We start from the raw sequence: 13515 nt of genomic DNA, 5'->3' as shown, positions 1-13515 counted from the left end.
CGGCCGCGACCGGCCACCCCGCCTAACGGACCTTCGACCCGAGCGGCGCGTCGCCGTGGGTCGTCAGCAAGTCGGCCTCGTCCCCCGCCGCGAGGATCATCCCGTTGGACTCGACGCCGAACAGCTCCGCTTGCTCCATGTTCGCGAGCAGGATGCACCGCTCGCCCGGCAACTCGTCGAGGTCGTGGAGTTGCTTGATGCCCGCGACGACCTGCCGGGTCTCGAACCCGATGTCGACCTCCAGTCGCGCGAGGTCGTCCGCGCCTTCGATCGGTTCGGCGACCTCGATGCGGCCCACGCGCATGTCGAGCTCGCCGAAGTCCTCGAAGCCGATCCGCTCCTCGGCCAGCGGTTCGAGGTCGCCGTCGCCGTCGTCTCCGTCGTCGTCTTCGTCACTCGTGGCCTCTTCGACCCGTTCCTGCAGTTTCTCGTTCAGTTCGTCGATCCGGTCGTCCTCGATCTTGGAGAACAGCTCTTCGGGCTCGCCGAACGCGGCGGGCGGGGCTTCGAGGGCCGCGCTCAGCTCGGTCTCGTGGACCGAGCCCTCGGCGTCGAGCTGGTCCCAGAGGGCGGCGGCCTTCTCGGGCATGACCGGCTGCATCAGGACGGCGCAGGCCTTGGTCAACTGGACGCAGTCGCGGATGACCTGCGCGGCCTCCTCGGGATCCTCGTCGGTGAGCTTCCAGGGCTCGTTGCGCTGGATGTACTCGTTGCCGAAGTCGGCCAGGTCGACCGCGGCCGCGCCCACGTCGCGGATTCGGTAGTCGTTGAGGGCGGCCTCGAACTCCTCGATCGCCGTCTCGATCGTCTCGCGCACGTCGTCGCTGACCGCGGTGTCCGGCGTGCCGTCGTAGTTGCGGTGGGCGAACAGGAGGGAGCGATAGGCGAAGTTGCCGAGGTTGCCCACCAGTTCGCCGTTGACGCGCTCGGCGAAGCGGTCCCAGGAGAAGTCCACGTCGGTCTCCAGCCCGCTCCCGTCGATCATGTAGTAGCGGAACAGGTCCGGGTGGAAGCCCTCGTCGAGGTACTCGTCGGCCCACACCGCCCGGTTGCGCGAGGTCGAGAGGGCCTTGCCGTCGATGCCGACGAAGCCCGTCGCGAGGATCGCGCGGGGCTCGTTGTAGCCCGCCCCGCGCAGCATGGCGGGCCAGAACACCGCGTGGTGCTGGATGATGTCTCGGCCGATCACGTGGACGATCTCGCCGTTGTCCGCGCCGGTCAACTCGGACTCGTCGTCGACTGTCCAGACCTCCTCCCAGTCGTACTCGTCGGCACCCACGCGTTCGGTGTACTGCTTGGTCGAGGAGACGTACTCGATGGGGGCGTCGACCCAGACGTAGAGGACGAGATCCTCACCCTCGCCGTCCTCGCCCGGGTAATCGATCCCCCAGTCCATGTCCCGGGTGATACAGAGGTCCTGTAGTTCGCCCTCGATCCACTCCCGGGGCTGGTTCTTCGCGTTGTCGGTGCCCTCTATGCGGTCGATGAACGCCTGCAGGTAGTCCTGGAAGTCCGACAGACGGAGGAACTTGTGCTCGCGCTCGCGGTACTCCGCGGGGTTGCCGGTCAGCGTCGAGACGGGGTCCTCGACCTCGCCGGGTTCGAGGTGACGCTGACAGCCCTCGTCGCACTCGTCGCCGCGGGCATGCTCGCCGCAGTAGGGGCAGGTCCCCTCGACCAGGCGGTCCGGGAGCCACTGGTCGGCGTCGGGGTCGTAGGCGACCTGGATCTCCTTCTCGACGACGTGGTCGCCGTCGATCCACGAGCGGACGAACTCCCGGGTCGTCTCGACGTTCGTCTCGTCGTGGGTGTGGCCGTAGTTGTCGAACTCGACGTTGAAATCGGGGAAGGTCTCGGCGTACTCCTCGTGGTACCGCATCGCGAAGTCCTCGGGCGAGACGCCCTCCTCGGCGGCGTTGACGGCGATGGGCGTCCCGTGCATGTCGGAACCGCAGACGAAGGCGGTCTGCTGGCCGACCCGGCGGAGCGCGCGGGCGACCGTGTCGCCGGTGACGTACCCCCGGAGGTGACCGACGTGCAGGTCGCCGTTGGCGTAGGGCAACCCGACCGTCACCACCGCGGGGTTCTCGGTGGGGAACTCCTCGTGGCTCATGCCTTCACGTATCGCCAAACGGGCCTAAAACCCGCCGGTTCGCGGACGGACGTCGCCCGCTCGCTCACTCCCGGATCGTCCGGCCGTCCGCCTCTCGCCGGACGACCGCGTCGAACAGCGTCGCCACGGTGGCGACGGTCTGATCGTCGGCTCGATCGGGGTCCAGGTGCGCGTGGACGGTCGCGTCGACGGCCAGACACCGACTGGTGACTGTGTGCAGGAACCGGAAGACCCGGTCGCGCGCCGTCGCGTCGAGGAGGGACGACACGGAGTCGAGACAGACCGCGATCGGCGCCTCCGTCTCCGCCCAGCGGTCGAGGTACCGCGAGAGGGCGATGCTCGCGCCCGTCAGATCGCTCGTGGGGACGTGGGTCGTGTGGACGCCCGCCTGTGGCTCGCCCTCGACGCGTGACTCGGGGCAGATCACGGCCATCGAGTCCGGCAGCGTCCCGTGGACCGTCTCCCAGTGGTCGGCGATCCGGGTCGGGCGTCGCCCGTACGAGAGCGCGAGCACGCGCTGGGTCGCCGGGCGCTCGGTCGCCAGCAGGTCGACGCAACAATCCGCGGCCGCCAGGTCGGACGTCGACGCGAGGACCAGGATCCGCGAGCGTTCGCCAGCCGACCGAACCGCTGCCTGTCGTTGCATGCCCCGTTCTATCCATCGTGTCACTCTGGGGGATCGAATAGCTTTCGATCGTTTCGATCCGAATAAATTTGGCGCAGCAGCGAGCGTCCGCGGACGGAAAGCGGCCGGTCGACGGCGCTCAGAACCAGTCCAGTTCGGCCACGAACGACCGCAGCATCGAGCGGGTGACGTGGGGCATACAGACGACGCGCATCTCGCCCGCGCCGGTCTTGGTGACCCGCCAGCCGCGCTGGCGCAGGTCCTCGGTCACCGGCATCGACATGTCCGCCGCGACGATGGGCAGGTCGGGCTCGACCACGTCGTGGCCCCGCGCGGCCAGGCGGTCGGCCAGCCACTCGGCGTTGGCCATCGACTCGTGGTACTGCTCTCGGTAGCCGACGGGCCAGAGTTCGTCCATCGCCGCGACGGCGCTGGCCACCCCCGCGCCGCTACGCGTCCCCGTCAGCGTCGCCTGGGATTTGGACTCCAGATACGGGGTCTCGACGGCGAGTTCGTCGAGCAGCGACTTCGAGTGGGTGAGCAGTCCGCCGGAGGGGATGGCGGCCTGTCCCATCTTGTGGGGGTCGATCGTCATCGTGTCGACGTCGGCGTGGCCGAAGTGCCACCGGTGGTCGGTGAATGGGAGGACGAAGCCGCCCCAGGCGGCGTCGACGTGACAGAGCGCGTCCACCTCGTTCGCGATGTCGGCCAACGCCGGGATGGGATCGACGCGGCCGTACTCCGTCGAGCCGGCGACGCCCACCACGAGGACGGTGTCCTCGTCGACGACCGCAGTGGTCGCGTCCGGGTCGGCGCGGTGGTCCGCGTCGGTCGGCGTCGTCCGCAACTCGACGCCGAGGATGTCTGCCGCCTTGTTAAAGGAGAAGTGTGCGCTCTCGGGCGCGACCATGTTCGGCCGGTCGGTCTCGGCGCGGTTGCGGGCGATGCGGACCGCCTGGATGTTGGCCTCCGTCCCGCCGCTGGTGACGTACCCCGCGGCGCTGGGGAGGCCGGCGATGGTCCCGAGCATCTCCACCGCCTCCTGCTCCATCTCGGCGACCGCCTCGTAGGTTCCGGGGTCGCCCGGATTCGTCGCCAGAAACTCCTCTGCGGCGTCGCGGGCCGCTGGATGTGGCCTGGTGCACATCGAGGAGAGCACGCGGTTGAAGTCCTGCGGTTCGGCCCGCTGCATGTGCAGGACAAGTGAGGGCACCGGCTTAGGGGTTGCGCTCTGTTCACTCGCGCCCGCCGCGACGGAAACGCTGTTTCCCGGGCCGGGACGAACGATTAACAGCCTCCACTCCGTACGTCGGTGGGATGACACGGGACTCACTCGACGGGCGGACGGCAGTGATCACCGGCGCGAGCGCAGGCATCGGGCGCGCCACGGCCCACGCGCTGGCACGCGAGGGCGCCGACGTCGTCCTTGCGGCTCGACGGGAGGGTCGTCTCGACGAGATCGCCGACGCGGTCAGTCGAGCGCACGGCACCGAGGCGCTGGTCGTCCCGACCGACGTCACCGACGAGGACGCCGTCGGGGCGCTGATCGAGGCGACCGTCGACGAGTTCGGCGGCCTCGACCTGCTCGTGAACAACGCCGGCCTCGCCCGCGGCGCGAAGATCGAAGACATGAGCACCGAGCAGTACCGCACGATGATGGCCGTCAACTGCGACGGGATGTTCTTCGCGACCAGGGAAGCGCTCCCGCACCTCCGGGAGTCCAGCGGCACGCTCGTCTACCTCGGGAGCTTCGCGGGGAAGTTCCCCCGGCCGTCCAACCCGGTCTACGCCGCGAGCAAGTTCTGGACCCGCGGCTTCGCCAAGAGCGTCTCCGCGCAGGTCGGCGACGACGACGTCGCCGTCACGGTCGTCAACCCCTCGGAGGTGCGCACGGAGTTCGGCGGCGTCTATGGCGAGACCTTCGCGGAACGGTTCGACGAAGGGGAGGTGAGCGAACCCGAAGAGATCGCCGAAGCGATCGTCTTCGCCGCCGAGCAGTCGCCCTCGATGGCGAGCGAGATCGACCTCTACCGGCGGGACAAGTTCGAGCTGTTCGGGACGATGTGACGGCGGGCGAAAACCCTGGCTGTCGAAGTTAGCGCACCGAATCGAGCAGGAGTTTCTGCTCGACGCGCTTGACCTCGTGCTGGACGTCGCGCACGGCGTCGATGTTGGCCGAGATGGAGGTCGCACCTTCGTTGACGAGGTGCTGCACCATCCGGGGCTTGGAGCCGGCCTGGCCGCAGATCGACGTGTTGACGTCGTGTTCGCGACAGGCCTCGATGGTCTGGCTGATGAGGTCGAGGACGGCGGGGTGGAGTTCGTCGAACCGGTCGGCCACGTTGCCGTTGTTGCGGTCGACCGCGAGCGTGTACTGGGTCAGGTCGTTCGTGCCGAAGGAGGCGAAGTCGATGCCGGCTTCGGCCATCGACTCGACGCCCAGCGCCGCGGCGGGCGTCTCGATCATCACGCCCCAGGAACGCTTCTCGGGGTCGATGCCGGCCTCCTGCATGAGCGCCTTGGCCCGCAGGACGTCGTCGGCGTCGTTGACCAGCGGGAACATGATCTCGACGTTGTCGTAGCCCATGTCGTAGAGCTGGCGGAACGCCTCGAGTTCGTGTTTGAACACGTCCGGGCGGTCCAGGCTGCGGCGGATGCCGCGGTAGCCCAGCATCGGGTTGTGTTCCTCGGGCTCGTCCTCGCCGCCGTCGAGCTGGCGGAACTCGTCGGTCGGCGCGTCGAGCGTCCGGACCCGGACCGGGCGCGGGTAGAACTCGTCTGCGACCCCGCGGACGCCGTCGACGATCTCCTGGACGTAGGCCTCCTCACCGTGGTCGTCGATGTACCGCTGGGGCGTCTTGTTCGTCGACAGGATCATGTGCTCGATCCGGAGCAGGCCGACGCCGTCCGCGCCGGTCGCGGCCGCACGCTCTGCGGCCTCGGGGATCGAGACGTTGACCTTGACCTCCGTCGCCGTCATCGGCTTGACGGGGGCCTGGGGGCGGACCTCCTCGATGGGCTCGGTCTCCTCTTCTGCCTCCCGGCCCTCGCGGATGGTCCCCTTGTCGCCGTCGATGGTGACGACCTGATCGTCCTCGAGGGCCTCGGTCGCCCCGCCGGTCCCGACGACCGCGGGGGCACCCAGTTCGCGCGCGACGATTGCGGCGTGGGAGGTCATCCCGCCCTCGCTCGTGACGATGCCGGCGGCGCGTTTCATCGCCGGCACCATGTCGGGCGTGGTCATCTCGGTGACGATGATGTCGCCCTCGCCGACCTTGTCGAGCTGGTCGAGCTTGTCGACGATCCGGACGGCACCGGACGCGATCCCCGGGCTCGCGCCGAGTCCCGAGAGCAGGACGTCTTCCTCGTCTTTCTGGGCGGCCGTCGCGCCGCTTCCGTCGGCGGTCGCGGCCGTCCCCTCGCCCTCGGCGATAGTGGTGATCGGGCGCGACTGCAGCATGTAGACGTCACCCTCGAAGATGGCCCACTCGACGTCCTGGGGCGTGTCGTAGTGGTCCTCGACCTGCTCGCCGAGTTCGACGAGCCTGTCGATCTCGCCGTCGTCGATGACGCGCTCGTTGCGTTTCTCCTCGGGCACCGGCCGCTCGTCGGTCTCGCCGGTCTCCGGATCCTTGGAGTACATCGTCTTCTTGTCGGCGACCTCGACGTCGGTCACCGCACCGTTGGCCCGGTCGATCACGTAGTTGTCCGGGGTGACGGAGCCGGAGACGACGCCCTCGCCCAGACCCCAGGCGGCCTCGATGATGACCTGCTTCTCACCGGTCGAGGGGTGCGAGGTGAACATCACGCCGGACTTCTCGGCCTCGACCATCTGCTGGACGACGACCGCGATGTCGACCTTGTCGTGGGCGAAGCCCTGCTCCTGGCGGTAGTAGGTCGCTCGCTGGGTAAACAGGGAGGCCCAGCAGCGCTTGACCTTGTCCAGGAGGTCCTCGCCGGTGATGTTCAGAAACGTCTCCTGTTGACCGGCGAAGGACGCGTCGGGCAGGTCCTCGGCGGTCGCCGAGGAGCGGACCGCGACGAAGGCCTCGCCCTCGCCGATCTCCTCGTAGGAGGCCAGGATCTCCTCGCGGAGATCCTCGGGCATCTCCGTCTCCAGAATGAGTTCCTGGGCGCGCGCCTCGGCTTCGGCCAGCGCCTTCGAGTCCTCGGCGTCCACGTCGACCGCCTCGAACAGTTGTTCGTCGATGCCTGTCTCCTCGATAAATCGTCGGTAGGTCCCCGCCGTGACGACGAACCCCGGGGGAACTGGCAGGCCTGCGGCCGTAAGTTCCCCTAACGAGGCCGCCTTCCCGCCAACCGACTCGAGGTCGTCTGCCCCGATTTCGTCCAGCCAGAGTACAGCCATGTCCTCACCTGGGAAGTACAGAACACCGATAAAGAAGGTTCCGAACCGCGCCAACCGCGCGACGCGTGCCAGCGTATCTCACCCCGGCTGAACGGTCGCCGGACCGCCCTCGTCTGGCGTTTGCCATACCCCTCGTCACCCCTCGCCGTCCGTTGGTATCGTGGGACTACTCGCACTCTCAGGGCCCGGAGGAATCGGCCCGCAGGGTAAGGGGTTCCTACACCTCGATGATGTCGTCCGATTCGGTGTCCGGGACCACGAGGTCGCCGTCGAGTGCGGTCACTGCCCACCCACCCACGCGGATCTCGGCGCCGACTTCGACGTACACCGTCCCCGGCCGGTCGACGAAGTATCCCTGCTCGAAGATCATCTCGTCGGGCAGATCGTCGAAGGCTTCGAACTCGCGCAGGTAGGCCCCCACTGCCCCGCTGGCGGTGCCGGTCACCGGGTCCTCCGGGACGCCTTCCTTCGGGGCGAACATCCGGCCGTGCAAGGTCGATTCCTGCTCTAGCGTGTCGAAGGTAAAGGCGTAGACGCCCGCGGTGTCGAATTCGTGACTCAGGTCCTCGATGGCGCGCATATCGGGGTCGAGCGCGCTCAGGTGCTCCATGAAGTTCACCGGCACGACCAGGAAGGGGAGGCCGGTCGTGCTGCGCGCGAGCGGGAGGTCCGCGCCCACGTCCTCCAGGGCCGCGACGTCGATCCCGAGCGCGTCGGCCACGCGGTCGTAGTCAAGGTCGACCCGGCGGATCTCCGGCTGGTTCTGGGTCATCCAGACGCCGCCGTCGTCGGTGACTTCGATGTCGAGGACGCCCGCCTCGGTCTCGAGGGTGTGTTCGCCCGCGTCGATCTCGCCGCGCTCGTAGAGGTACGCGTGGCTCGCGATCGTCGCGTGGCCGCACATGTCGACCTCAGTTTTCGGCGTGAAGTAGCGGATCGCGCGGTCGGCCGCGTCGGACTCGCGGAGGAAGACCGTCTCGCTCGCGCCGAGTTCCGCGGCGACGGCCTGCATCTGCTCGTCGTCGAGGCCGTCCCCGTCGGGCACGACGCCTGCGGCGTTGCCCGCGAGCGGCTCGTCGGTGAACGCGTCGACCAGAAGCGCCTGTCGGGTGTCCATGCCAGCGCGTTCGCCCACCGGTCGGATTAAGTTACCGTCGGGCCGCGACGCGGCCGCCACCCGCGTCGCTCTGGCCCGGAGAGCACCAGCCGCGAGTAATCGAACCGCCGCTCCGCACCGTCCCGCCCGGCGCCGCCCACGCCCTCACTTGCGCCCGTCGTCGCGGACGTACTGGAGCGCCTGGAGGAACTGCTCGGTGTCGACTCGGCCCTCGGTCTCGGCCAGGCGCTCCTGGAATTTCGTCGGCGTCATGTGTACTGCTACCATATGTCATGGTCCTACATAGCTCTTTCGCCGACGGGGACGCAACGGAAAAAACGGGGCCGATCGGTCAGTTCGTTCTGGTCGTGGTCGGCTCTTCGGCCGCGGTCGGGTCGTTCCCGTACCAGAACAGGATCGCGCCCGCGGCGGCCAGCAGTGCGAGCGCGCCGGTGACGGGTAGCGACACCGGCCACTGCGCGATGCCCTGCATGTCGACGACGTACAACAGACTCAGGATCACGAAGCCCGCGGCCGAGAACCAGCCGAGCGGGCCGAGTTCGTTGTTTGCCATTGCACGTCCCGGTTCGACGTGGAGACGGTTAATCACCCGTTCTTGGCCGGTTGAGATGACGAGCCCCACGAATTACCGCGCTGAACCGTCAGTCCGCGACGGCTTCTTCCGAGGCCTCGGGCCCGTTGGGGTCCTGCACCCAGAGGTCGCCGAAGAGATCGTCCTGCTGGAGGTACACCTGTCCCCGGTGGGAGAGAAAGAGCAGTCCGAGGAAGGTCTCGACCCGGCTCCCGCCCGCGTGCTCGATCTCGGCGTAGAGCACCTCGTCGCGCCCGGCCTCCCACTGTTCCAGGCAGGCCCCGTACACGTCGTCGATGATCGCGTCGATGTCCTCGCCGTGGGCGGTCCCGGTCACGTCCGCCGCCGTCGGCTCGTCGTCCATCCGGAACTCGTCGCCGGCCCGGTAGTCGAGTTCCTGCGTCCCGCGCTGGTAGGTCCCCGGACTCCCGCTGGTGTCGTACTCCCTGGACTCCTTCCACCAGGTGTCGCGCTCCGCTTCACGCAGATCGCGAACGAGTTCGTCCAGCGTCTGGGGCATCCCCCGGGCCCGCTTGCGGTCGAGCCGACGGTCCATCTCCTTCTCCAGCGACGCGAACGGGTCCGCCTCCGGGTCGATCGGCGTGTCCTCGCCCATCGCCGCCGCCTCCCATGGCTCGGGCTCGGGTTCTTCGTCCGCGTCGTCGTTCAACATTGCGTCGCTTTTCATCCGCAACAGGACGCTCGCGTAGAACAGCGCCCGCCCGGAGGTCTGGAGGTCCGCCTCGTCCAGGCGGTCGAGGAACTTGTCGGTCACCGTCACGATGTCGATGTCCCACGGTTCGATCTCGCCGTCCTTGGCCAGCTGGACCAGCACCTCGACTGGCTGCACGTCGTCTTCCTCCGGCGGTTCGGGACCCTCGAAGCCCGCACCGAGTCCGGGCTGTTCGGCGCGAGCCTCGTCGTCGCTTCCGTCGGCTTCGTCCTCACTGCTATCCGACTCGCCGTCGTCACCACCCAGCATCGACGACGCTCCGTCGGGCCGCTCCCGGTCCTCGTGGCCTGCGATGTTCAGCGGGATTCCGTCGTCGCTATCTCGCGGGTCGCTGCGCTCCCCGCTCGATTTCTCCGAGGACTCCCTTCGGTCGTCCTCGCTAGTCATCCGCTGGCACCTCTTCATCTCCGTCCCCGCCACCGATCTCGCTCAGATCGATCCCGGTCACGGCGGAGACGTTGTCCTCCTGCATCGTGACGCCGATGGCTCGCTCGGACCGCTCCAGCAGGGCCGAGCGGTGGGAGACCACGACGAACTGCGCCTCGCCGGCGAGTTCGTCGACCATCTCGCCCACCATCTCGGCGTTGGCGGCGTCGAGGAAGGCGTCGACCTCGTCCAGCGCGTAGAACGGCGCCGGGTTGTACCGCTGGATGGCGAAGATGAAGGCCAGCGCCGTCAGGGACTTCTCCCCGCCGGACATCGCCGCCAGCCGCTGGATCGGCTTGTCCTTGGGCTGGGCCTTCATCGTCAGCCCGTCCTCGAAGGGGTCTTCCTCGTTTTCGAGGTGCAGCGTCCCGGTCCCGTTCGAGAGGCGCTCGAAGATGTCCTCGAACTGCTCGTTGATGCCCTCGTAGGCATCCATGAAGGTCGCCTTCTTGCGCTGCTCGTAGGTCTCGATCCGCTCGCGGATGCCCTCCGCCTCCTCGACGAGCGTCCCCTTCTTGTCCTCCAGGTCCTCGAGGTCGTCGGCCACCTCGTCGTACTCCTCGATGGCGAGCATGTTGACGGGTTCGAGTTTCTCCATCTCGCCTTCGAGGCGTTCGATCTCGGCCTCGACCTCGTCGTGGTCCGGCACGTCCTCGGGGTCGTAGTCCCCGACCTCGCTCTCGAGTTCGGAGACCTCCCAGTCGAGGCGCTCCTCGTCCTCGCGGAGGTCCGCGAGGTCGTCCTCGACGCTCGTGACCTTCGACTGCTGCTCGTCGCGGCGTTCCTTGGCCGCCTTCAGTTCGTCCTTGTGCTCCTGGCGCTCTTCCTTGAGGTCCGCGAGTTCCTCTTCGAGGTCGGCGACCGCTTCCTCCTTCTCTTCGAGCAGTTCCTCCTGCTCGTCGATCTTCCCCTCGAGTTCTTCGATGCGCTCTTCCTGCTCGGCCTTGCGGTTCTGGGCGGCCTCGATGTCGTCGTGGAGCTCCTCGATGGCCTCTTCCGCGTACTGTTTCTCGAGCTGGAGCTCGTTGAGGTCGGCGTCGAGGTCGTCCCGGCGGTCCTCGAGGTCGTCGATCGCCTCGCGGACCTCGTCGGCCTGACTCGTCAGCTTCGGGAGTTCGGAGTCCTCGATCTCGCTCTCTAGCTCTGCGATCTCGGCTTCGATCTCCTCGATCTCGGCGGTGCGGGCCTCGATCTCGCCTTCGAGTTCGTCCATCCGGTCGGAGACCTCCTGCCGGTCGGCCTCGATCTCCTCCAGCTCGGCCTCCAGGCGCTCGATCCGCTGTTCGGTCTCCTCGTACTCGCCCTCCAGATCCTCGATCTCGCTCTCGATCTCGCGGACCTGATCGGTCGCGTCGGACTTGCGGTCGCGCGCGTCGTCGAGCCGGTTCTCGACGTCTCGAAGATCGGAGCGGATCGACTGCCGCTCGTCCTCGAGGTCGTTGATCCGCGCGGCGACCCGCTCCAGCTGGCCCTGCCCGCCGGAGAAGGAGTAGCGGGTCCCCTTCGAGGAACCGCCGGTCATGGCGCCGGATTTCTCGACGAGGTCGCCCTCCAGCGTGACCATCCGGAACTTGCCCATCAGGTCGCGGGCGGTGTCCATCTCGTCGACGATCACCGTGTCGCCCAGCACGTACGAGAAGATGCCCGCGTACTCGGGGTCGAAGTCGACCAGGTTGTACGCGAAGTCCACCACGCCGTCGTGGCTCGGCAGGCTCGGCAGCGAGCGCTGGCTCATCTTCGTGATGGGCAGGAAGGTCGCCCGCCCCGCGTTGCGCGACTTGAGGTACTCGATGCACTGCTGGCCGATGCCGTCGTCGTCGACGACGACGTGGGCGAGCCGACCGCCCGCGGCGGTCTCACAGGCAGTCGCGTACTCGGGGTCGACGCCGCCCAGCTGGCCGACCGTGCCGTGGACGCCGTCCATCCCGCCGTTCAGGATCGTCGTCACCGCCCGGCCGTAGGAGGAGTCGCCGTCCTGGCCCGCCTTCGCCTCGAGTTCGGCGTACTCCTGCTGTTTGGCCGAGATCTCGTCCTCGATCTCGTCCAAGTCAGACTGCAGTTCGCGTTTCTCGGCCTTGAGGTCCTCGACGACGCCCGCGATGGTCGTCTGGTTCTGTTCGGCCTTCTCCAGTTCGGTCTCCAGATCGGAGATCTCGGCCTGGATCTCGGGGAGGCGGGCTTCGGCCTCCTCGATGGCCTCCTCCTTCTCGCGCTGCTGGTTCGAGCGTCGGCGCGCCTCGTCGAGCAGGCGGTCCTGCTCGCGCTGGAGGTCGTTTTTCTCGCTCTTTTTGCCCTCGATGGCTGCGCGCTTCTCGTCGAGTTCGGCCTTGACCTCCTCGAACTCCTCGCCGACCTCGTCGATGCGCTCCTGGAGGTCCTCGAGTTCGCCCTCCTTCTCCTGGATGTCGGCCTTGACGCCCGACTTGGCGACTTTCGTCTCGCGGATGTCGCTCTCGAGCTCGTCGATCGACTCCTGTTTCCGGTCGATCTGGACGAACGCCTGGCGGCGCTCGTTTTCTGCGTCCTCGATTTTCTCCTCGGCGCTCGCGACGGCGTCTTCGAGCCGGGAGATCTCGCCTTTGACCTCCTCGATCTCGCGTTTGATCCGCAACTGCTCGTCCTCGCCCTTGCGCTCGATCTCGGCGTTGAGGTCCTCGAGGTCCTCCTCCAGGCGGAGGACCGTCCCCTGGCGCTCGTCGAGTTCGCGCTGGAGGTCGTCGAGTTCGCCCTCCAGTTCTTCGATCTCCTCGCGGACGGCCTCGAGTTCGCTGCGCTTGTCCTCGAGCTCGGCGGCTTTCCGGAAGGACTCGTACTCCTGTTTCTCGTCCCGGAGGTCCTGGTACTCGAGGGCGGTCTCGCGCTCGTCTTCCAGTTGTTCGAGGCGGTCCCGCTTCTCGTCGATGCGGAGCTGGGCCTCCTCGATGCGTTCCTCGACGACTTCCAGCTCCTCGAAGGCGTCCTCCTTCTTGGCGTCGAACTGGGCGACGCCCGCGATCTCGTCGATGATCTCGCGGCGCGCGCCCGGGGTCATGTTGATGATCTCGGTCACGTCGCCCTGCATGACGACGTTGTAGCCCTCGGGGGTGACGCCGGCCTGCGCGAGCAGGTCCTGGATGTCCGAGAGGTTGACCGAGCGGCCGTTGATGTAGTAATACGAGTAGTAGTTGTCCTCGGTCTCCTTGACGCGGCGCTTGATGGAAATCTCCTCGCAGTCGCCCACGTCTTCGGTGCCGGCGGCGTTGACGACGGTCCCCCGTTCCAGGGTCCCGTCGGCGTTGTCGAGGATGACCTCGACGCTGGCCTCGCGTTCCTCGTCGCTCTCGCGATCGCCGTCGTGGTGACCGGGGTTGTAAATGAGGTCGGTCAGCTTCTCGGCCCGGATGCCCGAGGTGCGGGCGAGTCCGAGCGCGAACAGGATCGAGTCGATGATGTTCGACTTGCCCGAGCCGTTCGGGCCGCTCACGGTAGTGAAATCCTCGTAAAACGGGATTCGGGTCTTCCGGCCGAAACTCTTGAAATTGTCGAGGACGAGCTCTTTGATGTGCATGGGGGTGCTCGTTG

9 protein-coding genes are annotated in these 13515 nt (G+C 67.5%); 1 reads left to right on the top strand and 8 read right to left on the bottom strand.

The genetic code is table 11. The features are described 5' to 3' along the window. Window positions 1–22: 22 nt before the first annotated feature. From metG to mfnA, 3 genes are all read right to left on the bottom strand, one after another. Window positions 23–2113 carry a methionine--tRNA ligase gene (gene metG / locus U5918_RS05535; protein WP_336000098.1) on the bottom strand — a complete coding sequence of 697 codons (2091 nt, stop codon included), beginning with the start codon at window positions 2111–2113 and terminating at the stop codon, window positions 23–25. Window positions 2114–2177: 64 nt separating this feature from the next. Further along, a complete protein-coding gene (locus tag U5918_RS05530) occupies window positions 2178–2759 on the bottom strand; it encodes a DUF7504 family protein (RefSeq protein ID WP_336000096.1) in 582 nt (193 codons plus the stop codon). A 118-nt stretch (window positions 2760–2877) separates the two neighbouring features. Beyond that, a complete protein-coding gene (mfnA, locus tag U5918_RS05525) occupies window positions 2878–3930 on the bottom strand; it encodes a tyrosine decarboxylase MfnA (RefSeq protein WP_336000095.1) in 1053 nt (350 codons plus the stop codon). Window positions 3931–4055: 125 nt separating this feature from the next. Here mfnA and U5918_RS05520 point away from each other — a divergent pair, with 125 nt between their 5' ends. Beyond that, on the top strand, window positions 4056–4805 hold the full coding sequence (locus U5918_RS05520; RefSeq protein ID WP_336000094.1) for an SDR family oxidoreductase: 750 nt from the start codon (window positions 4056–4058) through the stop codon (window positions 4803–4805). Window positions 4806–4833: 28 nt separating this feature from the next. Here U5918_RS05520 and ppsA read toward each other — a convergent pair whose 3' ends face one another. The 5 genes from ppsA to smc all read right to left on the bottom strand — a co-directional run bounded on the left by ppsA (window position 4834) and on the right by smc (window position 13501). Beyond that, on the bottom strand, window positions 4834–7107 hold the full coding sequence (ppsA, locus tag U5918_RS05515; protein WP_336000093.1) for a pyruvate, water dikinase: 2274 nt from the start codon (window positions 7105–7107) through the stop codon (window positions 4834–4836). 217 nt (window positions 7108–7324) lie between these two features. Continuing rightward, on the bottom strand, window positions 7325–8224 hold the full coding sequence (locus U5918_RS05510; RefSeq protein ID WP_336000091.1) for a PhzF family phenazine biosynthesis protein: 900 nt from the start codon (window positions 8222–8224) through the stop codon (window positions 7325–7327). A 331-nt stretch (window positions 8225–8555) separates the two neighbouring features. Next, window positions 8556–8777, bottom strand: a complete 222-nt coding sequence (locus U5918_RS05505; RefSeq protein WP_336000090.1) for a hypothetical protein — start codon at window positions 8775–8777, stop codon at window positions 8556–8558. A gap of 88 nt (window positions 8778–8865) precedes the next feature. After that, entirely contained in the window at window positions 8866–9915 is a 1050-nt protein-coding gene (locus U5918_RS05500) for a ScpA family protein (protein WP_336000088.1), read from the bottom strand. Then, window positions 9908–13501 carry a chromosome segregation protein SMC gene (gene smc / locus U5918_RS05495; protein WP_336000086.1) on the bottom strand — a complete coding sequence of 1198 codons (3594 nt, stop codon included), beginning with the start codon at window positions 13499–13501 and terminating at the stop codon, window positions 9908–9910. The genes U5918_RS05500 and smc overlap by 8 nt, the downstream gene beginning before the upstream one ends. Window positions 13502–13515 lie beyond the last annotated feature (14 nt).

Origin of the sequence: Halorientalis sp. LT38 (assembly GCF_037031225.1) — an archaeon.
GTDB classification, from domain to species: domain Archaea; phylum Halobacteriota; class Halobacteria; order Halobacteriales; family Haloarculaceae; genus Halorientalis; species Halorientalis halophila.
Note: the sequence above shows the minus strand (reverse complement) of the source record. Positions and strands in the feature narration are given on the sequence as shown.